At 67.1% G+C, this 22,614-nt stretch carries 19 protein-coding genes and 3 pseudogenes; 14 read left to right on the plus strand and 8 right to left on the minus strand.

Features of this window, described 5'->3' with window-relative positions; genetic code table 11:
- Positions 1-20 precede the first annotated feature (20 nt).
- The 5 genes and pseudogenes from RLT59_RS21020 to RLT59_RS21040 all read left to right on the plus strand — a co-directional run.
- Complete coding sequence (locus tag RLT59_RS21020) at positions 21-1,499, plus strand: aldehyde dehydrogenase family protein (protein WP_311304820.1); 1,479 nt, start codon at positions 21-23, stop codon at positions 1,497-1,499.
- A gap of 46 nt (positions 1,500-1,545) precedes the next feature.
- A complete protein-coding gene (locus RLT59_RS21025) occupies positions 1,546-2,535 on the plus strand; it encodes an LLM class flavin-dependent oxidoreductase (RefSeq protein WP_311304821.1) in 990 nt (329 codons plus the stop codon).
- Positions 2,528-3,181 carry an LLM class flavin-dependent oxidoreductase gene (locus RLT59_RS21030; protein WP_311304822.1) on the plus strand — a complete coding sequence of 218 codons (654 nt, stop codon included), beginning with the start codon at positions 2,528-2,530 and terminating at the stop codon, positions 3,179-3,181. The genes RLT59_RS21025 and RLT59_RS21030 overlap by 8 nt, the downstream gene beginning before the upstream one ends.
- A 55-nt stretch (positions 3,182-3,236) precedes the next feature.
- Positions 3,237-4,523, plus strand: a complete 1,287-nt coding sequence (locus RLT59_RS21035; protein WP_311304823.1) for a YhgE/Pip domain-containing protein — start codon at positions 3,237-3,239, stop codon at positions 4,521-4,523.
- A gap of 102 nt (positions 4,524-4,625) precedes the next feature.
- Positions 4,626-4,820: pseudogene (locus tag RLT59_RS21040) on the plus strand (IS5/IS1182 family transposase); the annotation flags it as partial.
- 1,446 nt (positions 4,821-6,266) lie between these two features.
- Here the strand turns inward: RLT59_RS21040 and RLT59_RS21045 are convergent.
- A complete protein-coding gene (locus tag RLT59_RS21045) occupies positions 6,267-6,689 on the minus strand; it encodes a hypothetical protein (protein WP_311304633.1) in 423 nt (140 codons plus the stop codon).
- Positions 6,686-7,516, minus strand: a complete 831-nt coding sequence (locus tag RLT59_RS21050) for an IS5 family transposase (protein ID WP_311304824.1) — start codon at positions 7,514-7,516, stop codon at positions 6,686-6,688. Before RLT59_RS21050 ends, RLT59_RS21045 begins: the two co-directional genes overlap by 4 nt.
- Before the next feature lie 41 nt (positions 7,517-7,557).
- Between RLT59_RS21050 and RLT59_RS21055 the strand changes: the two genes are divergently transcribed.
- The 4 genes from RLT59_RS21055 to RLT59_RS21070 all read left to right on the plus strand — a co-directional run bounded on the left by RLT59_RS21055 (position 7,558) and on the right by RLT59_RS21070 (position 14,934).
- Positions 7,558-9,123, plus strand: coding sequence for a type I restriction-modification system subunit M (locus RLT59_RS21055; RefSeq protein ID WP_311304825.1), 1,566 nt, complete (start codon positions 7,558-7,560; stop codon positions 9,121-9,123).
- Positions 9,120-10,280: a restriction endonuclease subunit S gene (locus RLT59_RS21060; RefSeq protein ID WP_311304826.1), complete on the plus strand. Its 1,161-nt coding sequence runs from the start codon at positions 9,120-9,122 to the stop codon at positions 10,278-10,280. Before RLT59_RS21055 ends, RLT59_RS21060 begins: the two co-directional genes overlap by 4 nt.
- Positions 10,281-10,322: 42 nt before the next feature.
- Positions 10,323-11,411, plus strand: a complete 1,089-nt coding sequence (locus RLT59_RS21065) for an IS630 family transposase (protein ID WP_311304418.1) — start codon at positions 10,323-10,325, stop codon at positions 11,409-11,411.
- A gap of 61 nt (positions 11,412-11,472) precedes the next feature.
- Positions 11,473-14,934, plus strand: a complete 3,462-nt coding sequence (locus RLT59_RS21070; protein ID WP_311304827.1) for a DEAD/DEAH box helicase family protein — start codon at positions 11,473-11,475, stop codon at positions 14,932-14,934.
- Between the two features lie 391 nt (positions 14,935-15,325).
- Here RLT59_RS21070 and RLT59_RS21075 read toward each other — a convergent pair whose 3' ends face one another.
- A complete protein-coding gene (locus tag RLT59_RS21075; RefSeq protein WP_311304828.1) occupies positions 15,326-15,769 on the minus strand; it encodes a hypothetical protein in 444 nt (147 codons plus the stop codon).
- 327 nt (positions 15,770-16,096) lie between these two features.
- Between RLT59_RS21075 and RLT59_RS21080 the strand changes: the two are divergent.
- Positions 16,097-16,630: pseudogene (locus RLT59_RS21080) on the plus strand (transposase); the annotation flags it as partial.
- Positions 16,631-16,757: 127 nt separating this feature from the next.
- Here the strand turns inward: RLT59_RS21080 and RLT59_RS21085 are convergent.
- Positions 16,758-17,090, minus strand: a complete 333-nt coding sequence (locus RLT59_RS21085) for an SseB family protein (RefSeq protein ID WP_399126939.1) — start codon at positions 17,088-17,090, stop codon at positions 16,758-16,760.
- Positions 17,091-17,352: 262 nt separating this feature from the next.
- Positions 17,353-17,808: a TetR-like C-terminal domain-containing protein gene (locus RLT59_RS21090; protein WP_311304830.1), complete on the minus strand. Its 456-nt coding sequence runs from the start codon at positions 17,806-17,808 to the stop codon at positions 17,353-17,355.
- Positions 17,809-17,919: 111 nt separating this feature from the next.
- On the opposite strand from RLT59_RS21090, the pseudogene RLT59_RS21095 reads away from it, so the two are divergent.
- The 3 genes and pseudogenes from RLT59_RS21095 to RLT59_RS21105 form a co-directional block, all read left to right on the plus strand.
- Positions 17,920-18,498: pseudogene (locus tag RLT59_RS21095) on the plus strand (SDR family oxidoreductase); the annotation flags it as partial.
- Positions 18,499-18,613: 115 nt separating this feature from the next.
- Positions 18,614-19,015 (plus strand): PadR family transcriptional regulator, encoded by a 402-nt coding sequence (locus RLT59_RS21100; protein ID WP_311304831.1) that lies wholly within the window; start codon positions 18,614-18,616, stop codon positions 19,013-19,015.
- Entirely contained in the window at positions 19,002-19,589 is a 588-nt protein-coding gene (locus RLT59_RS21105) for an HAAS signaling domain-containing protein (protein WP_311304832.1), read from the plus strand. The genes RLT59_RS21100 and RLT59_RS21105 overlap by 14 nt, the downstream gene beginning before the upstream one ends.
- 62 nt (positions 19,590-19,651) lie before the next feature.
- Here RLT59_RS21105 and RLT59_RS21110 read toward each other — a convergent pair whose 3' ends face one another.
- Positions 19,652-20,203, minus strand: coding sequence for an NUDIX hydrolase (locus RLT59_RS21110; RefSeq protein ID WP_311304833.1), 552 nt, complete (start codon positions 20,201-20,203; stop codon positions 19,652-19,654).
- Positions 20,200-20,643, minus strand: coding sequence for a MarR family winged helix-turn-helix transcriptional regulator (locus RLT59_RS21115; protein WP_311304834.1), 444 nt, complete (start codon positions 20,641-20,643; stop codon positions 20,200-20,202). Before RLT59_RS21115 ends, RLT59_RS21110 begins: the two co-directional genes overlap by 4 nt.
- A gap of 169 nt (positions 20,644-20,812) precedes the next feature.
- Here RLT59_RS21115 and eno point away from each other — a divergent pair, with 169 nt between their 5' ends.
- Complete coding sequence (eno, locus tag RLT59_RS21120; protein ID WP_311304835.1) at positions 20,813-22,111, plus strand: phosphopyruvate hydratase; 1,299 nt, start codon at positions 20,813-20,815, stop codon at positions 22,109-22,111.
- Between the two features lie 33 nt (positions 22,112-22,144).
- Here eno and RLT59_RS21125 read toward each other — a convergent pair whose 3' ends face one another.
- Entirely contained in the window at positions 22,145-22,555 is a 411-nt protein-coding gene (locus RLT59_RS21125) for a putative antibiotic biosynthesis monooxygenase (protein ID WP_311304836.1), read from the minus strand.
- Positions 22,556-22,614: the final 59 nt, after the last annotated feature.

Genomic DNA, 22,614 nt, shown 5'->3' on the forward strand with positions numbered 1-22,614 from the left:
CGCCGTGAAGGAGAGCCACCATGACCACCGCTCACACCGATACGGCGACGGCGCAGTTCACCTCCCTGAATCCGGTGAACGCAGAGCTCGTCGCGACCTTCCCTGCCGAGGACGAGGCAGCCGTACGGGACAAGGTCGCCCGTGCTCGCGAGGCCGCCGCATGGTGGGACGGACTCGGCCATGACGGCCGCCGTACCAGGCTGCTGGCCTGGAAGCGTGCCATGATCCGCCGCAGAGTGGAGATCATCGACCTGCTCCGCCGCGAGAACGGCAAAGTACGGGCCGACGCCGTCATCGAGCTCTCCGTCACCCTCACCCACGTCGACTGGGCGGCAAAACACGCCCACCGCGTGCTGCGCCGCAGGTCCATGCCCTCCGGACCGCTCATGTTCAACCAGGCCAGCACCCTCGAGTACAAGCCGTACGGGGTGATCGGCGTCATCGGACCCTGGAACTACCCGGTGTTCACCCCCGTCGGTTCCATCGCCTACGCCCTGGCCGCCGGCAACGCCGTCGTCTTCAAGCCCAGCGAGTTCACCCCCGCCTGCGGGAAATGGCTGGTCGACACCTTCACCGAGGCGGTTCCGGAACACCCGGTCCTCCAGCTCGCCACAGGGGCCGGCCCCACCGGCGCGGCGCTGTGCGCCTCCGGGGTCGACAAGATCGCCTTCACCGGCTCCCGGCCCACCGGGGCCCGCATCCTCGCCGCTTGTGCCCCTACGCTCACCCCGGTGCTCCTCGAACTCGGTGGCAAGGACGCTCTTGTCGTCGCGGAGGATGCCGATGTCGAAGCCGCCGTCGAGGCCGCCCTGTGGGGCGGCTGCGCCAACGCTGGCCAGTCCTGCACCGGCATCGAACGCGTCTACGTCGCCGACGCCGTCTACGACCGCTTCGAGACCCGGCTGACCGAACGTGCTGGGCAGATCCGCGCCCGCGAGGACTTCGGCCCCATCACCATGCCCGGGCAGCTCGACATCATCCGCCGCCACGTCGATGACGCCCTCGCACGCGGCGGCCGCGCCCTCGTCGGAGGCCGCGAGTCCATCAGCCCGCCCTACGTCCTCGGCCCCATCGTCCTCGCCGACGTCCCGGAGGACTCCGCCGCCCTGCGCGAGGAAACCTTCGGCCCGGTCCTGATCGTCAACCGGGTCCGCGATGCCCACGAAGGCGTACGACGCGCCAACACCTCGGAATTCGGGCTGGGCGCAGCCCTCTTCGCACACCACGGCGCCACCGCCCTGGCTCGCTCCATCCGCTCCGGGATGGTCAGCATCAACGACGTGATGGCCTTCCCCGGAGTGCCGTCGCTGCCGTTCGGCGGAGTCGGTGCCTCGGGCTTCGGCCGCATCCATGGAGCCGACGGACTCAGAGAGTTCACCGTGCCGCACGCCGTGACCCGCCGCCGGTTCACCGCGCCGCTCGCCGTATCGACGTACGCCCGCGGCGCCAAGGACATCGCTCGCCTGGAACGCGTGGTCCGATTCCTCGGATCGCGCTGACCTGGTGACCCAACCACAGAACGCATCAGGCAGAAAGGGGAGAAGCATGGCCGGCAGAGCCACAAGGCGGCTGTCACTGGGGGTAAGGCTGCACGGAGGAGAGGAACGGATCTCAGGGCTGCCGCTTCCGCCCACACCACCGGACCCGCACGACTATCCGTTCCACGAGTTCCTGGTGATGGAGCTGGAGCGGGGACGGCTGGACGCCCTGCTCGTACCGCAACTGCTCGGGACGCCGCCCGGCGTACCGGGCACCGCCGCCACGCCCGTGTTCGAGGCCGGCACCCTGCTCGCGGGCTTTGCTGGCGCCACCGACCGGATCGGCGTCGCCGCGACGACCCCCGCGGTCTCCGGACACGCCGAAGCTATCGCCCACAGGCTCGCCTCCCTCGACGTGCTGTCTTCGGGCCGGACCGGCTGGCTGGCAGACCTGCCGAAGGACGAGGGCGACGAACTGCGCTGCAAACTCGCAGCGGAACTCCTCGAGGAGATCCACGGCCACTGGCGCGCCGGGAACAAGGGCGCGCCCGACTCGCCGCCACCCGTCCCGCAGGGGCGCCCCGTCCTCTTTCTCCCCGCCGCAACCCCCGCCGAACGCGCCCTGGCCGCACGCCACGCCGACGTCGTCCTGGCTGGCCGGCGCCCCCTAGAGCACTCCCGGGCCTGGTACGCGCAGACCAAGACGCAGGCCGCGACATACGGCCGACTCGCCGAGGAATTGCTGATCTGGACGGAACTCACACCCCTCGTGGTGAGCGACGCCCACCAGGTCCACGCCCACCACACCGACGACGTACTCGTCGGCACACCCGCACAGATCGCCGACCACATCGAGGAATGCTTCGAACAGCGGGCCTGCGACGGCTTCACCCTCTCCTTCCCCTCCCTCCCGGGCCCGCTCGTCGACTTCGTCGACCACGTGATCCCCGAGCTGTGGCGACGCGGTCTGTTCCCCAACGACTACGAGCATCCGACGCTGCGCGAGAACCTCGGCCTGTCACACCACGCCACTGCAACGGTAGCCACCCATGCCTGAGCCGAAGACACCGCGCGGCCCCCTGCTCTTCGTCGCCCTGCCCGCCGTACGCCCCCGCCGAGCCTCCGTCCCATGGCCGCGGCTACTCGTGGAGGCCGCCCTCGCCGCAGAACAAGCAGGGATCGACGCGCTCGTCGTCGAGTCCGGCGCCGGACTCCCGGAACCAGCCCTCGACCCCGTCGTCGTGTTGGCGGGCCTCGCCCCGCGCACCTACCGCCTCGGCCTCGTCGCCGAACTCCCCGTCACCTCACCCGAACCGGCCCGGACGGCCTGGGAACTCGCTTCCCTCGATGCCATGAGCGGTGGCCGGGCGGGCTGCCTCCTCCCGGAAGGCGCGGCCGGCCCGCCCTGGCACGGCCGGAGCCCGGTTGTCCTGACGTCCTCTGCCACCGGCCACACCGTCACCGGGCCCAGGCTAGCCCTCGACGTCCTCACCATGGTCCCCGGCGAAACGGCCGCCGACCGCCTCGCGGTCGCGCTCACCCGTACCCGTACGGACGGCCTCCTCATCCGCTGCCTCGCCGGACCCGGGGCCCTCGCCCGCTTCGCTGTCGAGAGCGTCCCCCTCCTTCGGGAACGCGGCCTGCTGCCCGTGGCGCAACTCAGCCCCCGAGGGCTACGCGAACGGCTTCCTGCCGCTGCCTGAACAGGGCCCCACCCGAATCCAACCACCGAATTCCGAAGACTGAAAGGCGGCCCCCGTGCGGGCAACCACCCTGTGGAGGCAACCTCGCGCCTGGCTGGCAGTGATCGTCGGCGGCCTGCTGGCGGCACTGATTACCCTGGCTTACATCGGCCCGGCGGCCGATCCGCAGGCGCATCTGCGCGATCTCCCCCTCGTCCTCGTCAACGCGGACGAAGGTGCCGCCGCGGCCGGCTCCACCGTCCGGCTCGGCACCGACCTCAGCACCCGCATCGAAGCGAGCGCGCGGGACGACGGCCGGATCTCCTGGACGATCGTCGACTCGCTTCCCGCAGCCCGCAGGCTGCTCGAACGGGGCGAAGCGTCCGGTGCACTCGTCATTCCGCAGGATTTCACCCGTAAGTCACTGTCGCTGACCGCACGCGACGCCCGCCCCGAACGGCCCACGATGACGGTCCTCACCAACGAGGGCGCCGGAAGCGTGGCCTCCTCGATGGCGGAGAAAGCCGCACGTCAGAGCGCCACCCAAGCATCCACCGCTCTCGGGGCGCAGCTCACCGCCCGCGCCAACTCCACCCGTCCCGGCGCCGATCGTCTCCTCCTGCTCCATGACCCGGTACGTACGGTGACAGAGCCCGGTCTGACGACCTCCGGAGCGACGGCCGGCGGCGCCATGACGCTCTATCTGACGATCGCCCTGCTGTTGGCCGGTCTGCTGCCCGCAGTCCTCCTCACCATGACGGTCGACGCAGCCCTCGGCTACTCCCCGCTAGAGATGGGCCCGCGCCGCAGCGTGCAGCCCGTCGTACGCATCGCCCGTACCTCGACGTTCGTGGCGAAGGCGGGCATCGGCGCGGTAACCGGTTTCGCGGCGGGCAGCGCCGTGACCGCCGTCGCCCTGTGGGGTCTGGATGTCGAACCCGACCGGCCCGTGCAACTCTGGCTGTTCGCGGGCCTGACCTGCACGGCGGTTACGCTGCTGACGCTGGCACTGTTCGCGATCTTCGGTATGGCGGGCCAGGTAATCGCGCTGCTGATGGTGACCCTGTTCGGCATCCCCCTCTCCGGCGGCACGATTCCGGTACAGGCCCAGCCGGGCTTCGCTCAAGCGGTGGGCAACTTCCTCCCGGCCCGGCATGTCACGGAGGGCATCCGCTCACTCCTCTTCTTCGACGGACTCGGCTCCGGCCTCCTCAAGGCGTGGCTGGTCATGGGCGCCTACGCGGTCGTGGCGTTCCTAGTCGGTCTCGTGGTCGCCCGCCTCTACGACCACCTCGGCTTTGACCGCGCGACAGCCGTGGAACTTGCCCGTCACTCCCAGCCAGCGGTGACCGCCACGTCCTAAGAGGCGGCGCAGATAGGGGCGGTAGTGGTACCCCGGCCGCAAAGTAGGTGCAGGCATTGGTGATCATGGAGTTGCGACGCTCTGGGATCACCGGGGAGACCTGTGGCTGTACTTCCGTCATGGCTGAGCGAACCACTCTGGGCCCGATTCGCCGCCCTGTTGCCCTGAGCGCTCGACCGCCGTGCCGACGCATCTGTTGGGCTGCCACCGCCCAGCATCAGCGACCGGGTCGTCTTTGACGAGATGCTGCAGGTCCTGCGGCTCGGCTGCTCCTACCAGGCGATCGCCGACACGACCTTCTTGTAAATCCCCTCGCGCCGTGGAGATCTTTCAAGCGGCCAACTCCACGGCGGGGTCGCCGTGATGGTCGCGTTCGCAGTCGGTCGGCTCCGGTATCCGCACACTGTTTCGTCGGCGGGTGGTTTACAAGCCGGTGATCCAGGTGGCGAACTTCAGCCGTGCCTCGGTGCGGGGTGATGAAGGTATGCCGGTGGAGGTACTCGACCTTGAGCTCGCTGTTGAAAGCCTCGCTGACGGATGGCTCTTTGGGTTGAGGTGACCTCATGAAGTGAGGCGCTGTATAGGGAGGGGCGTGCCGGAATCCGACCTGCCCCGAGCCGGCCACACGGCATCTCGGGGCACCGCCGTCTCGCTCGCTCACGCGCCTGGCTGGCTCAGGAGGGCCGGGCGGTGGAGGATAGGCGCCGAAGCCCCTCCGGCCAGTTGAACAACGGCTTGACCAGTCGATCGAAACGGCAGCTTCCAACCCCGCGGTCGACGACTCCGCCAGCTGGGGCCTCAGAGGGGGCGTCGGTACGTGGCGGCTCGTCCCGGGTTGTTGCACAGGCCCGTCGGCCGCAGGTCGCCGGCGTTCAGGTGCCGTGCCTCCGGGCGAGGCCGGAGGACGAATCCCTTACCCAAGTCATGCGTCGGCAGAATCCGGTGGGTGGTGCTGAGTGGTTGGCGGGCGCGAACCGGCGGTCGGTGACCACTCTCCAGGGAGGCGTTCTGCGCCGACTATCGTGGGAGCGCTCGTGGGGGCGATTTCGCCGGGAGCGGGTCAGCCGCAAGAGGCACTGTGGAAGACCTACAACCCGTGTGGCGCCCCATGTCGTCGTCATCGGTGGCCCCTCCGGTGGCCAGCCGGTGGCCGGACGCCTTCGGACGACGTAATACGAGGGAGCGCAGACCAACCAGCCGCACATACTTTGATCAGGCGAAACGTCACCCGGCGGCACGACCAGGCACAACGCTGCACGATCGCTCACGGTCTCGTAATGCGTAGGTCTCGGGTTCGAATCCCGAAGGCGGCTCGGAAGAACCCCAGGTAACATAGCTTGTGACCTGGGGTTTTCTGTCTCTTGAGATCCTTTCGTAGCGTCCGTCCGCCCCTTTGGGGCTTCATGATCGCCGCCGGTGGACAGCCGGTGGACAGCTGCGCAGGGGGCGTGCAAAGCGGTGGACGAGGGGCGGCCGTCGGTGGGTGTCGAGAAGGCGGCTGATGGAGCGTTCTTGCGATTCGCCGAGGTCGTAGCCTCACGACCGCTCTTGGATGGTTCTGACATAAAAGATGATCATGCGGCGAAGCTGTCGGATCTCCATGCGTGAAGGGCTGCCCTTCGTCGGAATCTCGCGGAAAATTTTTGCCGGTCAGCGTTCCGTCTGAGAGGGCGGTATGAGACCTGATGCCCGATTCTTCGTTTCGTGCGGGACAAGCGGACAGGTTGTGGCGACGTCGGTCGACTATGGCCGGGGCTGGGTGAACAAGCCTGGCTCGGTCTCGGCCAGGATCCCGCGGTCGGCCAGCCGCTTGAGCTTCAGGCGGACGTTGTTGATGTTGTTGGGCGCGACCGTCAGGTCCATCGCCTCGCACACCTGCCGGGCCCGCAGCGGGTGGTCGGCCGCGGTGAACACCGCCATGATCTGCTGGTAGGCCGGATGATCCGGCAGCTGCGGCGCCGGCGGCGCGGGCGGCCCGGGGTCGGGCAGCTCCAGCAGTGTCTTGCGGGTGATCCGGACTTCCTCGGCGGCCCGGCCGAGTTCGTCGAGCTGTGTGGTCAGCTGCGTGATCTGTTCCCGCATCGTCCCGGCCTGCGCGGTGATCTCCCGTTCCCGCTCCTCCAGCCGCGCCAGTACCGCGCCGAGCGTCAGCTCTCCGCCGGTCATGCGGTGCGCCAGGCCGGCGCGGTCGCCCCGGTCAGCCGGCGCAGTATCACCGCGGTCATCGCCCAGTACACCCGCGACTCCGAACTGCGGGGCAGATGCTCGTAGTCACGCACCAGCCTGCGGTGCAGCATCAAGATCCCATACGCGCGCTCCACCACCCACCGCTTGGCCTGGGGAACGAACCCGGTCTGCGCGGGGTTGCGCTCCACGACCTCCACCTCGATGCCTACCTTCTGACCGTGCGCGACGACGGCGTTCTTGAAGCCCTGGTCGACCAGGGCCTTCTCCACGGTGTCGGTGTCGGCGGCGACCTTGTCCAGCAGCGCGAGGCCGACGGCGTTCTCGTGCGCCGACGCGGCCGCAACGACCACTGCGATCACCAGCCCCGACACGTCAACGGCCAGGCCGCGCTTGCGGCCCGGTACTTTTTTTGCCGCGTCACGCCCCGTCGTCTGCGTGGGCACTCCAGCCGCCGCGTGCACGCTCTGGGTATCGAGCACCACCAGGCTCGGGTCCGCCTTCCGACGAGCCATTTCCCGCACTTGCCAGCGCAGCAGGTCGTGAATGGTCTGATCGATGCCGTCGTCACGCCAGGTGTAGAAGTAGTACTTCACCGCGCCGGGCGGCGGAAAGTCGTGCGGGAGCAGCTCCCACTGGCAACCGGTCCGGCCCTGGTAGAGCAATGCGTTGACGATCTCCCGCATCTCGTATCGGCCCTGATGGCCGCTGACCAAGGGATGCGCGGCCTTCCACGCGGTGATCACCGGCTCGACCAGCGCCCACTGCTCGTCGCTCACGTCGGTCTTGTAGGGCTTGCGCTCGCTCACGGCGACCAGCCCAACATGCCAATGACCACCGACCGGCCGGGATGCCCCACCGCCACACGTTCAGGCGACGACAAAACTCCTATGTACTCTCATTCCGCCCTCTGAAGAGCAAGATCGACCGACTGTGGGACGCCTTCTGGTCCGGGGGGATCTCCAATCCGCTGGAGGTCATCGAGCAGATCACCTATCTGATGTTCATTCGGCGCCTCGACATCCTGGAGCAGGCCAAGGAGAACAAGGCCAACCGCACCGGGCGCCCGGTCGAGAACCCGATCTACGCGGACGATGCCCAAGTCCTACGCTGGTCGGTGTTCATCAACGAGTCCCCCGAGAACATGCTCTCGACGGTGCGGGACGGGGTCTTCCCTTGGCTGCGCACCCTGGGGGGTGAGGACTCCACTTACGCGCACCATATGAAGGACGCGCGGTTCACCATCACGACCTCGAACCTGCTTGCCAAGGCCGTCGACATGATCAACGGCATCGACATGGGCGACAAGGACACCAAGGGTGACCTGTACGAGTACATGCTCAGCAAGATCGCTACAGCGGGCCAGAACGGCCAGTTCCGGACGCCCCGACACATCATCCAGCTGATGGTAGAGATGATGGCTCCGCAGCCCGGCGACGAGATTTGCGACCCGGCGTGCGGCACTGCTGGCTTCCTGGTCGGTTCTGCAGAGTACGTCGAGCGCACCCACCGCGAGGCACTATTCGCCCCGGCTCAGCGCCAGCACTTCAACGAGAGCATGTTCCACGGCTTCGACTTCGACAACACCATGCTCCGCATCGGTAGCATGAATATGCTGTTGCACTCAGTTGAAAACCCTGACATTCGCTACCGTGATTCTCTCGCCCAGAGCGCGGCGGGTGAGGCCGACCGATACTCACTTATTCTCGCTAACCCGCCTTTCGCTGGCAGTCTTGACAATGACGCGATGGCAGTCGATTTGCAGAAGGTCGTCAAGACCAAGAAAACCGAACTACTGTTCCTCGCCCTGTTTCTGCGCCTCCTTAAGCCTGGCGGTCGGGCCGCAGTCGTAGTGCCAGAAGGGGTTCTGTTTCAGTCGAGCAAGGCACACAAAGACCTTCGAAAGCTTCTGGTTGAAGGCCACAAGCTGGACGCCGTTGTGAAGCTTCCTGGTGGAGTGTTCAAGCCCTATGCGGGGGTCTCCACGGCCATCCTGTTCTTCACCAAGACGAATAGTGGTGGTACGGATAACGTTTGGTTCTACGAGGTGACAGCGGATGGCTGGAGCCTTGATGACAAGCGTACGCCGTTGCTGTCGGGCGACAAGCTTGGACCCGTCGTCAGCGATGGCGCCTTGAGCGAGGAACAGCACACTAGGAACAACTTGCCTGACGTTCTGGCACGCTGGCGACGCCGCAATGGCAGTGAGCAGACCCGGGCGAGGACTGAGCAGAGTTTCTGTGTGCCAAAGGAAGACATCGCCGCGCAGGGGTATGACCTGAGCCTCAAGCGATACAAGGAGATCATCCATGAGGAGATCGAATATCGCGCGCCAAATCAGATCCTAGAGGATTTGGCGCGAATTGAGGCAGATATTCAGCAGGGGATGAGTGAATTGAAGGGGCTGCTGGGATGAGTGAGCCCAAGCTGACGCCTCTCGGGCAGGTGGCTTTTTTCCAGAGCGGTGGCACGCCCGACCGTAAGCGAGACGACTACTATAAGGGATGCATTCCGTGGGTAACGGGTGCGGATCTAGATGCTGACGGAGGTATTTCTCCACGCCATACGATCTCCGAGGAGGCGGTGAAGGGATCTTCTACTGGCACGGCCGAAGCAGGCGATCTGCTACTGGTGACGCGCACCAGTGTCGGCAAGGTGGCGATCGCGCGCGATCCTATTTGCTTTAGCCAGGACATTACTGCAGTGCGGGCTCGCCCTGGCGATCTCGACACGCGATACTTGTTTCATTATATCCGTTCCCTAGAACGCTATTTCACGGATCGCTCCCGCGGCGCCACGATTAAAGGCGTCACTCGTGAGGTTGTACGGGACTTCAACGTTCCGATCTTCGACCTGGCGGAGCAGCAGCGTATTGCGCAAATGCTGGACCATGTAGATGCTCTGCGCGTTAAGCGTCGAGAATCCATCAAATTCCTCGATGATTTCGCGCAGTCGATTTTTGTTGAAATGTTCGGTGACCCGGTGGCTAACTCCAAGGGTCTACCCCAGGTGGATCTCACCGAAATGGGAACTCTCGATCGGGGTGTTTCGAAGCATCGGCCGCGAAATGACCCGAGTCTGCTCGGAGGAAGGTATCCACTGATTCAGACGGGCGATGTGGCTAGGTCGCGTGGTTACATTCACTCGTACGAGAGTACTTACTCTGATGCTGGCCTCGCCCAGAGTCGCCTGTGGCCACAGGGGACCCTGTGTATCACTATCGCCGCGAATATCGCAAAGACCGGAATCCTTCAGTTCGATGCGTGCTTCCCGGATAGCGTGGTCGGATTTACGTCTGACCCGCCCGTGGTTGAGTACGTGCAAACATGGCTTTCATTTCTCCAGGGGAACCTGGAGCGTATGGCGCCGGAATCTGCGCAAAAGAACATCAACCTCGCGACGCTTAGAAGTCTTCGCATTCTGGATCCGGGGCGTGAATCGATCGAGGAATTCGCGAGCAGAGTCCACAGCGTCGTGACGGTGAGGGCCGCTGCGGCGGCTCATCTTGCCGAACTTGACGCCCTTTTTGAATCGGTCCAAAACCGTGCCTTCAAGGGAACTCTGTGGGACTAGTGTCCTGAGTCGTTAGTTCGCGTGCGGTTGTAGAGTGTGGCGATGCCTGGTCCGAAGCCGTTGTCGCTGGAGCTATCCGATCACGAACGCAGCGTGCTGCGGGGCTGGTTACGCAAGCAGACGGCGTCGCAGGCACTGGTGCTGCGGTCGAGGATTGTGCTGGCGTGTGCAGAGGGCCGGTCGAACGCGCGGGTCGCGGACGACCTGGGTGTCTCGCGGGAGACGGTGCGCAAGTGGCGGTCCCGGTTCGCCGCGGACCGGCTGGAGGGTCTGGTGGACCGGCCGCGTTCGGGTGCACCGCGGAAGATCACGGATGAGCAGGTCGAAGCCTTGGTCGCCAGGACGCTGGGCCAGAGCCCACCAACAGGCGATTCGCACTGGTCGACACGTTCGATGGCCCAGGCCCAGGGCATGTCGCAGTCGGCCGTCTCGCGGATCTGGCGGGCGTTCGGCCTCAAGCCCCACATCGTGGAGACGTGGAAGCTGTCGACCGATCCGCAGTTCGTGACCAAGGTCCGTGACGTGGTGGGCATTTACCTGTCGCCGCCGGAGAACGCGCTGGTCCTGGCAGTGGACGAGAAGTCGCAGATCCAGGCCCTGGACCGAACCCAGCCCGTCCTGCCGATGGCACCGACTACGCCGGCGAAGATGACGCACGACTACGTCCGGCACGGCACGACCAGCCTGTTCGCCGCCCTCGACATCGCCTCCGGATCAGTCATAGCCCAGCACTACCGCCGCCACCGCCACCAGGAGTTCCTCCGCTTCCTGAAGGTCATCGACGCCGCCGTCCCCAAGGACCTCGAACTTCACCTGGTCCTGGACAACTACGCCACCCACAAGACCGAACCGGTCAAGAAGTGGCTGCTGCGGCACCCCCGCTTCCACCTGCACTTCACCCCCACCTCGGCGTCCTGGCTCAACCTCGTCGAGCGCTGGTTCGCCGAGCTGACCTCCCGCAAACTCCGCCGCTCGGCCCACCGCAGCGTCATCGAACTCGAACGCGACATCCGCCGCTGGATCAACGAGTGGAACAAGAACCCCAAGCCGTTCGTCTGGACGAAGACCGCCGACGACATCCTCGACACACTCGCCGCATACTGCACACGAATTAACGACTCAGGACACTAGTTCCCTGCGCAAGTTGGCTGAATTGACTGGCTTCTGCCTGCATCAGTGAAAGGTCATCATCGTGAGCAACTTTGGGTTCCTGCAGGCCGAGTGGCCAGAGCTGCATACCGAGGCGGTGCGCGCCGAGCGGCTGACGTACGTGGACCCGCGTGCGTCAGCGTTCTACGCGCGGCGGGTGCTGGAACTCGCGGTGACGTGGATGTTCGAGGCGGATGGCACGCTCAAGCTGCCGTACCAGGATGACCTGGCGGCGCTGATTGCCGAGCCGACGTTGGTGAAGGTGGCTGGCCCTGCGATCCGGGCGAAGATGGATGTGATTCGGCGACAGGGCAATGCTGCCGTGCACCGTAGGACGCCCATCGCTCCGAAGGATGCGGTGCGCACGGTCGCGGAGTTGTTCCACGTCCTGTACTGGATGGCCCGTACCTACACCCTCGACCAGGCCCAACTGCCTGCGTCCACGCTTGCGTTCGACACGGCGCTGATACCTAGACCTGTCCCGGCCGAGGTGCGGATCGCCAAGCAGGCCGAGCTGAAGGCGCAGGCCGAGAAGTACGCCGAGCAGGATGCCGCACTGGCCGCCGAGCGGAAGAAGAATCAGGACCTCGACGCCGAGATCGCCGAGCTGCGTGCGGAGGTCAAGGCGGCCAAGGCCGCGAACGAGGCGCAGCCGGACAACCACGATTACAACGAGGCCGAGACCCGCAAGCTCATCATCGACCTCCTCCTCAAGGAGGCGGGCTGGGCGCTGGACCAGCCGAGGGACCGGGAGTATCCGGTGACTGGGCTGCCGACATCGGCCGCGCCTTCCGGAAAGGGCAAAGTCGACTACGTCCTGTGGGACGACGACGGCAAGCCCCTGGCCGTCGTCGAGGCCAAGCGGACCACCCGCGACCCGAAGCAGGGCAAGTACCAGGCGACGCTCTACGCCGACGCCCTGGAAGCGCAGTTCAAGCAGCGGCCGGTGATCTTCTACACCAACGGCTACCGCACGTACCTGTTCGACGACCTCAACTACCCGCCCCGAGAGGTCCAAGGCTTCTACACCAAGGACGAGCTGCGCCTCCTGGTTCAGCGCCGAGCCAGCCGCCGCAACCTCGCCAAGATGCCGATCAACGAGCAGATCGCCGGCCGTCACTACCAGTCCCGCGCGATACGGCGTATCGCCGACTCCTTCGAGAAGGACTCGCTGCGCCAGGCTCTACTCGTGATGGCGACCGGCTCCGGCAAGACCCGGACCGTGATCGCGCTCAGCGACCTGATGATGCGTGCCAACTGGGCCAAGCGCATCTTCTTCCTCGCCGACCGCAAGGCTCTGGTCAAGCAGGCCACCACCGAGTTCAAGAAACACCTGCCTGGTGCCAACCCGGTGAACTTGCTGGAAGAGAAGGACCCGCATTCGAGGGTGTTCGTCTCCACCTACCCGACCATGATGAACCTGATCGACCAGACCGACGCCGAAGGCCGCCGACTCTTCGGCCCCGGCTTCTTCGACCTGATCGTCATCGACGAGGCGCATCGTTCGATCTACCAGCGGTACGGCGCGATCTTCGACTACTTCGACTCGCTCCTCGTCGGCTTGACTGCGACCCCCAAGGACGAGGTCGACCGCAACACCTACCGCCGCTTCGAACTCGAAGACGGCGTGCCCACCGACGTCTACAGCCTGGACGAGGCCGTAGCCGAGGGGTACCTCGTGGCGCCGCGGGCAGTCGATGTTCCTCTGAAGTTCCAGCGTGGCGGCATCAAGTACGACGACCTGTCCGAAGAGGACAAGGAGAAGTGGGACGAAACGGAGTGGAACGAGGACGGTGATGTCCCGGACGAGATCACCACGGAGGAACTGAACAAGTACCTCTTCAACGCGGACACCGTCGACAAGGTCCTGCAGACCCTCATGACCCACGGCCTGAAGGTCGATGGCGGCGACAAACTCGGCAAGACCATCATCTTCGCTGCCAACAACAACCACGCGGAGTTCATCGCTGAGCGGTTCGACAAGAACTATCCGCACCTGAAGGGTGCCTTCGCGCAGGTCATCACCTACCGCAAGGAGTACGCCCAGAGCCTGATCGACAAGTTCTCCGACGCGGCCGAGCTTCCGCAGATCGCGATCTCCGTGGACATGCTGGACACCGGCATCGACGTCCCCGAAGTCGTCAACCTCATCTTCTTCAAACTGGTGCGCTCCAAGACCAAGTTCTGGCAGATGATCGGCCGCGGTACCCGCCTCGCGCCCGACCTCTTCGGCCCGAACCGCAGCAAGGACGGCTTCCTGGTCTTCGACCTGTGCCAGAACATCGAGTTCTTCAACCAGAACCTGATGCGCGTCGACGGCAAGGTCGCCCCCTCGCTGAGCCAGCGGATCTTCGAGCGCCGAGCCGACCTGCTTCTCGCCCTCGATGACAGCTCCGCCCGCGACCGCCAAGCAGCCACAGTGATCGCTACGCGGCCTGCATCCGACGGCACCGTCAGCGACTCTGGTCTGCGCTGGGATCTCGCCACTCGACTGCATGACGAGGTCACGGCGATGAACCCGGAGAACTTCCTGGTCCGCCCGCACCGCGAACAGGTCGAGACCTTCGCCGACTTCGACGCCTGGCTGGAGTTCACGCCCGACGCGCACGGCGAGGTCATCGACCACCTGGCCGGACTCCCGACCGCCTTCCGCGACAAGGACGACGCCGGCGAGGAGGCCAAGCGCTTCGACCTGCTCGCGCTCCGTCTCCAGCTCGCCGTCGCGAACGGAGACCCGGGCTTCACTCGGCTACGAGACCAGGTCCAGGAGATTGCGTCCACCCTGCTCGACCAGCTGACCATTCCCGTGATCAAGGCCCAGCAGGTCCTGCTCGACGAGGTCGCAGGCGACGAGTGGTGGCAGGACGTGACGCTGCCCCTGCTGGAGACCATGCGCCGTCGTCTGCGCGGCCTGGTGCGGCTGATCGAGAAGACCAAGCGCGGCATCGTGTACACCGATTTCGAGGACGAGCTGGGCGAGCTGACTGCTGCCACGCTCACCGGCATGGAGATCGGTACCGACCTCACCCGCTTCGAGCAGAAGATCCGTATTTACCTCAACACGCACCAGGACCAGCTCGCGGTCCAGAAGATCCGCCGCAACAAGCAGATCACCGCCCTGGACCTGTCGGAGCTGGAGGCGATCTTCGTCGAGGCCGGTATCGGGACCGCGGAGGACATCGCCTACATCAAGGACACGAACGGCGGCCTGGGCTTGTTCCTGCGGTCCCTGACCGGCTTGGAACGGGAGGCCGCAGCGCTGGCCTTCGACGCCTTCCAGCAGGGCAAGACGCTCACGGCGAATCAGCTCCGCTTCGTCAACGAGCTGATCGACTATCTGGCGCGCAACGGCACGATAGGCGTTGATGCGCTGTACGAGTCGCCGTTCACGGCCCTCGCCCCGACCGGCCCCGAGGCGATCTTCCCCGAGGCCGAGGTCGACGTCATGGTGTCCGTCATTCACTCGATCCGCTCGACCGCCGTTGCCGCAGAAAGCGCGGCCTGATCAACCAGGCGTGGAGGAGAAGCAATGCGTCAAGAAGAAGTCACTGACGAGTGCCCTGGGACGGGACAGCATGGGCACATGGACGAGAACGCTGTGGGCGACGAGTGGTACGTGATCTGCCACGTTTGCGGGGCAAAGTGGGCAGGCGGCAGCACCCTCCTCGTACCTCACCGAGACCGGCGTAAGAGCTGAGGGGCCGGCGCCGTTTGCGTGAGCGCCGCGTGAGCGGACTGGGCGGTACCAGGGGAGAACAGGCGTCACAGTGATCACGTCCGCACGCCTCTGCCCTGGGGAAATGGGATTCTGTGGCACCTTCCGGCATCATCTGGGATGATCTTGCAGGCCCTCGTAATGCGTAGGTCTCGGGTTCGAATCCCGAAGGCGGCTCGGATCAGCCCCAGGACTCACTCGCCGTGACCTGGGGCTTTTTCATGCGCATCCGCTTATCCCACTCGTGGGTCGGAGAATGGGTGGGCAGTCTCTCCCCACGTGAATGCGAACTCGCCTCGTGAAGCCTCATAAGTTGCCCGGTGCGCAGTACGTCGCCTACGCAGCCCAGGTACTCGTTGCGGTACGAGTGGGCGCGTGAGCGTTCGAGGTCGTCGGAGAACAAGAGAATGGCTGAGGCCAGTTCGATCACCCGGAATCTCGCACCGCAGGCCGGGTGCGAGGTGTTGTAGGGCTCTCCGATGACCGCCCCGGCGAAGTCCGCTTCGGTGGATGTTCCGGCGGCGACCCGGCTGTCGCGGGATGCCAGGTCGGCTCCGTCGCTCCAGTGGAGGTAGTAGCGGAACAGCGGCCGGCCGGGCGAGGGGCGGAGCACGATCCGGCGCATCCGGGGGTGGTGTTCGAGCAGGCGGTCCTCCTGCTCGTCGAAGTCGGGGATCGGTTCGTCGGCCGTGACCGGTTATCCCGCCGGAATGTACTGCGTGTCCCACGCACCAAGAGTCACTGTCGATCTGCTCATGACCAGGTCTTATTGCGGGGTGTCGGAGAAGGGGTGGACGGTATTTCCCCAAGTGAAGGTGAATTGCTCTCGTGAAACTTCATATGTGACGGCAGCGCCTGAGCTCTCCATGTCGAACTGTGTATGCAGCCACCCGTCCATGGCCAGGGCTGCCGCCTCGGACCGGTAGTCGCTCAGGGGATAGTCGAGATGCCCGTCTGCGACGGGCTCAAGGGCCTGCCCGAGGCAGTCGAGGCCGTCTGGCCCCGCACCACCGTCCAGACCTGCGTGGTCCACCTGCTGCGGAACTCCTTCCGCTATGCAGCCCGCCAGGACCGGGACAAGATCGCCAAGGTACTCAAGCCCGTCTACACCGCGGCGACCGAGGAGGCCGCACTCGAGCGGTTCGCGGAGTTCGCCGACACGTGGGGCAAGAAGTATCCAGCGATCGTCCGGCTCTGGGAGAACGCCTGGGAGGAGTTCACTCCCTTCCTCCGCTTCGACACCGAGATCCGACGCATCGTCTGCACCACCGACGCGATCGAGTCCGTGAACGCGCGGATCCGACGGGCGGTGAAAGCCCGCGGCCACTTCCCGAACGAGCAGGCCGCCCTGAAGTGCGTCTACATGGCGATCATGTCGCTGGACCCGACCGGCAAGGGCCAGGCCCGCTGGACCATGCGCTGGAAGACAGCCTTGAACGCCTTCGACATCACCTTCGACCGCCGACTCTCCGCAGCACGCCAGTAACCCTCAACAACCCGAGTTACACCGCTCGTTTGACAGACCCCCCAACTCATCGATCGTCGAGTTCAGGCCCTTGGTGTACTGGGTGAACTTGGTGACCGACTCCTTGTCCAGATGCAGATCCGCCCCGTCACCGCTCAGCCCCCTCTTCACCCGCACCCCTATCGACGGCGACCGCGTCCGGAACGATCCCGGAGACCGGCGGGAAGAACATCGACCCGTCCTCGGTCGCGATATCCACCGCGAGGCCCGCGGGCTCACCCAGCGCGGGCACGATCTCATCCACGATCCGCGCACCCAACAGCGCCGCGTAAATAACCGGCTGGTCCCCCGGACCGTGGTGGAGAGCGAACCGGGCCAGCGCCGTCTCATCGGTGAACCCGCAGATCCACCGCACCCCACCCATCCGCACCGACCACAACCGCTCATCGGCCACCGGCACCAGAAGGACCGAACGCCGCATCTCACCCACCAACGCCCGCGGGTCACCAACACCGCTCCTGCGCTCGGCGATGCGCTCGGCCAGCGCTTCCCTTGTGTGCTCCACGGGCCCTCCCCCTCGTAGGCGACTCGATGGCGCCGTAGCTCACGACGCACGGCACGGCAGCGCCGGTTCTCGCGACGTGCTGCTCGATGCCGATCCGCCTCAAAAATATATCGGCGGAGAAACGCGCTGGCGGGACGGCTCGTTGAGGCCCTGCGGTGGCGACTGCCGGCTCCGCGCGTCAGGCCGCCGGGTCCGCCGGGTCCGGGGCGACGCCGCGGAGGAGGTTGGCGATCAGCCGGTCCGCGAACTCTCTGCTCAGCGGTTGCGCGGGCATCAGCAGCCGGTGGTAGACGGCGCCCCACAGCTGGTCGACGATCGTCTCCAGGTCGGCCTCCGCGCGGATCTGGCCCGCCTGCTGTGCGCGGGTGAGCCGTTCGACGGCGAGGGCGCGGCGCTGAATGACGTAGTGGGTGGAGAGCGCCTCCGCCAGGCCGGGGTCGCCCTGGGCGGCTCCGATGATCCCGGCGATGACGGGGCCGTTGCGGTTCAGGAGATCGACGAAGCTGTGCAGCTGCGTGGTCAGGTCGCGCCCGATGTCGCCGGTGTCGGGGAAGGCGAGGGTCTCCTTGAAGGTGTTGAAGTAGGCGTCGAAGGCCAGGGCGCCGGGGGAGGGCCACCACTTGTAGAGGGTCATCTTGCTGACGCCCGCGCGCGGCGACCTTCGAGAAGGTCAGGGCGTGGACCCCCTCGGTGAGCAGTAGCTCGGCTGCCGCGGTCAGCGTCGCGCGGCGGACGTCCTCCGCCCGGCGGCCAGGCCGTTGCCGCCTCCGGCGACATTGCGGACGGGGTGGAGATGGCGGCCCTGTTCGACACCGCCGAGGAGCGCTTCGGCGGGGTGGACGTGGTGGTCAACACCGCCGGGATCATGCTGCTCGCGCCGGTGGCCGAGATGGACCTCGACGCCTTCGACCGGATGCACCGGGTCAACGTGCGCGGCACGTTCGTCGTCTCGCAGCTCGCCGCCCGGCGGCTGCGCCCCGGCGGAGCGCTGATCAACTTCTCGACCTCGGTCACCAGGCTCCAGCAGCCCACGTACGCCGCCTACGCGGCGAGCAAGGGGGCGGTGGAGGCGATGGCCCTGATCCTCGCCCGCGAACTGCGCGGCCGGGACGTCACCGTCAAGGCCGTGGCTCCCGGGCCGACCGCCACCCCGCTCTTCCTGGAGGGCAAGAGCCCCGAGCTGGTCGAGCGGATCGCCGCCGCCTCCCCGCTGGACCGGCTCGGTACGAGCGAGGACATCGCGAGCGCGGTCGCCTTCCTGGCCGGCCCCGACGGGCGGTGGGTCAACGGTCAGGTCCTGTTCGCCAACGGCGGTATCGCCTGACTGGCTGGCTACCCGCCTGGCTGGCTGCCCGACTGCCTGACTGTCCGACTGCCTGACTGTCGGGCTCTCGCGTGCGGGCCAGTCGGGGCATGCTTCGCCTGGTACATTGCTATGCATGGAACCAGGTGAGGCAAGGCGCCGGGCCTCGGGCAAGGCCGAGAGCCAGCTGCTCAAGGGAGTGCTGGAGTACTGCGTTCTCGCGCTGATGCGGGACGAGCCGAAGTACGGTGTCGAGCTGCTCCGCGAGCTTCAGGCGACCGGCGCCCTGGCGACCGGCCAGGGCACCGTGTATCCGCTGCTGTCGCGGTTGCGGCGGGAGGAGCTGGTCGTCACCACCTGGCGAGAGTCGACATCCGGTCCGCCGCGACGGTATTACGAACTGTCCGGGTCCGGCCGGGCCGCGCTCGCGGAGTTCACCGCGATCTGGCCCGGCTTCCGTGGCGCCGTCGACCGACTCCTCACGCCGGGCAAGGAGCTCGGCGCGCACCTGGAAGGGCACACTCTTGAAGACCGATGAAACGCTCGTGCGGGACTACCTCGCGGTGGTCGAGCGTGAGACGTCGACGCTGCCGCCGGCCGCCCGCCAGGAACTCATCGCCGACCTCGGCGAACACATCGAGGTCGCGCTCGCCGAACGGCCCGGCAGCACCCGCGAGATCCTCGACGAGGTGGGCGACCCCCGCGCGATCGCCGCGACGGCGTTCCAGGAGCTCGGCGGCGACGCGGGGGCGAAGCCCCGGAAGCCGGGCCGCCGCCGTTCTCCGGTGTGGCTGCCCCTGGTGCTCCTGCTGGTCAGCGCCGTCGTGCCCTACCTGGGGCGGAGTGTGGTCCTGGACTGGATAGCCTTCGCAAGCCTGGTCAGCGGAGCCGTGATCATCTACCGCGCCCGCTACTGGACCGTGGCCGAGAAGTGGACCGGGGTCACCCTGGCCTTCATCGTCCCCGTCGTCATGAGGGTCGGCTGGTACGTCTTCGTCCTCCCCGACGACGGAAGCGGTGTGGACTCCGCGCTGCGCTGGTCGGTCGTCGCCCTGACGTTCATCCTGACGCTGGCGGGAACCGGGTATCTGTGGCGGAACCGGCGCCCCTGAGTCACCCACGATCACCGGGTTCGACCCCGCCACGGCCTGGCGGGCGCGGAGTCGCGGGCGGCTCAGAATCCGTCCGGGGGCTCCCGCAGGGCCTTCGCGATCAGGTCGTGGACGAGGTATTCGCCGGGGGCGCGGTTCTCCGTCAGGCGGTGGAGGTCGCCGGGGCCGAACCAGTCGTAGGCGGTGTGCTTGGCCCACTCCAGGGCGGGGCGGCGCAGATCGCCGTCGACCTCGACGAGATAGTCGGCCTCGTGCCGCGTACCGGCCCCGTCGTCGCCGGTCCAGGTGGTGATCCCGAAGAGGCGGCGGACGCGGCGCAGGCGCCAGCCGGTCTCCTCCTCGATCTCGCGGGCGAGGGCGTCCAGCAGTGATTCGCCGGGCTCCACGTGGCCGCCGACGATGTCCCAGCAGTCGGGGAACAGTCGTCGGTGGGGGCCGCGCCGCTGGGCGAAGGCCTTGCCGTCCGGGCCGAGAACGACCGCGCCGACCGCCCAGACCTCGCCGTCGGCCGGGACCGGGAACTCGACGCCCTCGTCCACGGCCACGGCCACGGCTACGTCCGCACCGGCACCGGCACCGGAGCCGTCATCGCCGTCTGGATGGGGCGTGCTCATGACGTTCCGGACAGGCCCTGGCGGGCGGCCAGCCGTTCCATCAGGGCCGCGCTGCGCGCGAGCAACCTGCGTTCCTCGTCCGAGAGTTCGGCCTCGATGGCCAGGGCCAGCCAGCCGGCCCTGCGGCCGCGCTCCGCCTCCAGCGCGGAGCGGCCCGCGTCCGACAGCTCGACCAGGGACTTGCGTCCGTCCGTCGGGTGGGACCTGCGGGTGACCAGGCCCTGATCGAGGAGGAGGCCGACCGCGCGGGCCATCGACTGCGGGCGTACGCGCTGGTCGGCCGCGAGATCGCTGGTGGTCATGGCGCCGTCGCGGTCCAGGACGCCGAGCACGGCGATCTGCCCGACCGGGATCAGGTCCTCGCGCTTCACGCGCCGGCTGAGCTTGCCCATCGCGGTGCGCAGTTCGGTGGCGACGGTGGCGGCTTCCGGGGTCGGCATAGGGCACTTTAACCCGGAAACGCCGTCGTGCAGCATAACTGAACAGCAGGGCTGCGCAGCCAGGCTGAACAGCATGACTGAACAGCAATGCTGTAGAGTTTGCGATGTCGGGCCGAGCGCCAGCGTCGTCGCAGCCAGGGCCCGGCAGGTGACAAGGGAAGGAACTCTCATGCCCGTAAGCACAGTTGAGCCGACCGCCATCCGTAACGTCACCGCCCGCGCTGTCCTCGACAGCCGAGGCAACCCCACCGTCGAGGTCGATGTCGTCCTCGCGGACGGATCCCTGGGCCGCGCCGCCGTCCCCTCCGGCGCCTCCACCGGAGCCCGCGAGGCGGTGGAGCTGCGGGACGGTAACCCCGGGCGCTGGCACGGCAAGGGCGTCGACCGGGCCGTCGCTCATGTGAAGGGCGAGATCGCGGACGCGGTCACCGGGCGCGATACCGATGACCAGACCGGCCTCGACGCCGCGCTCGTCGCGCTCGACGGCACGCCCACCAAGGCGCGGCTCGGCGCCAACGCCCTGCTCGGGGTCTCCCTCGCCGCCGCGAAGGCCGCCGCCGTCTCGCACCGGCAGCCGCTGTACCGCTACCTCGGCGGGGCCGGGGCCGGTGTGCTCCCGGTGCCGATGATGAACATCGTCAACGGCGGCGCCCACGCCGACAACCCGCTGGACTTCCAGGAGTTCATGATCGCGCCGGTGGGTGCGGGCTCGTTCGCGGAGGCCGTGCGGATGGGCTCCGAGGTCTTCCACACGCTCCGCCGGGACCTGCTCGCGGCAGGCCACTCCACAGGCGTCGGTGACGAGGGCGGCTTCGCGCCCGCGCTGCGTACGGCCGAGGAGGCGCTCGACTTCGTCATGGCGGCGATCGAGCGGGCCGGATACCGGCCCGGCGCCGACATCGGCCTCGTCGTGGACCCGGCCTCCTCGGAGTTCTACCGGGACGGTGCGTACGTGTACACGGGTGAGGGCGTCCGGCGTACGTCCGCCGAACAGGTGGACTACTTCACCCAGTTGATCGACGCGTACCCGATCGTCTCGGTCGAGGACCCGATGGCGGAGGACGACCTCGACGGGTGGCGCGAGCTGACGGCGCGGATCGGGGCCAGGTGCCAGCTGACCGGGGACGACGTGTTCTGCACCAACGAGGCGCTGGTGCGGGAGGGGATTCGTACCGGGGTGGGGAACGCGGTCCTGGTCAAGGTCAACCAGATCGGGACGCTGAGCGAGGCGCTCGGGACGGTGGACGCCGCGCGGCGGGCCGGATGGGCGGCGGTCATCTCCCACCGCTCCGGCGAGACGGAGGACACGACCATCGCGGATCTGGCCGTCGCCACGGGGTGCGGGCAGATCAAGACCGGGTCCCTGTCCCGCTCCGACCGCACGGCCAAGTACAACCAGCTCATCCGGATCGAGGAGGAGCTGGGGGATTCGGCGGTGTACGGATACGCCGCCCCGTCCGCCGGGTGAGACGCGACGGCGGATCGGCGCCGAGCCCCGCCCTCAGCGAAGCCGGCGCAGCGCCGCGGTGCGGACCTTCAGGAGGTTCGGCACCAGGGCGTAGACCACGGCCGGGACGACGATGCCGGTGATGACCAGCGTGCGCAGGAGCATCGGGAAGCCCGCGACGTAGGGGCCGATCGCCAGCTGGACGACGGTGAGGGCCGTGAAGACGGCCAGCCAGGTGAGCAGGACCCGCATGTGCACGGAGGGCATCGGGACGGGCTGCGCCGAAGCGGTGGGAGTGGTGGGAGCGGTGGGGGTGGTGGGGCCGGCGTAGGTGGCGGAGGTGGTGGGAGCGGCGTAGGTGGCGGAGGTGGTGGGAGCGGCGTAGGCGGTGGAGGTGGTGGGAGCGGCGTAGGCGGTGGAGGTGGTGGGAGCGGCGTAGGTGGTGGAGGTGGTGGTGGCGGGCATCGGGTGGTCCTTCCGTGGTCGGGGGATCGTGCGGTGCTGCCGCCGGGGCCGTGCCGCTG

This window comes from Streptomyces sp. ITFR-6 (genome assembly GCF_031844725.1).
Lineage (GTDB): Bacteria > Actinomycetota > Actinomycetes > Streptomycetales > Streptomycetaceae > Streptomyces.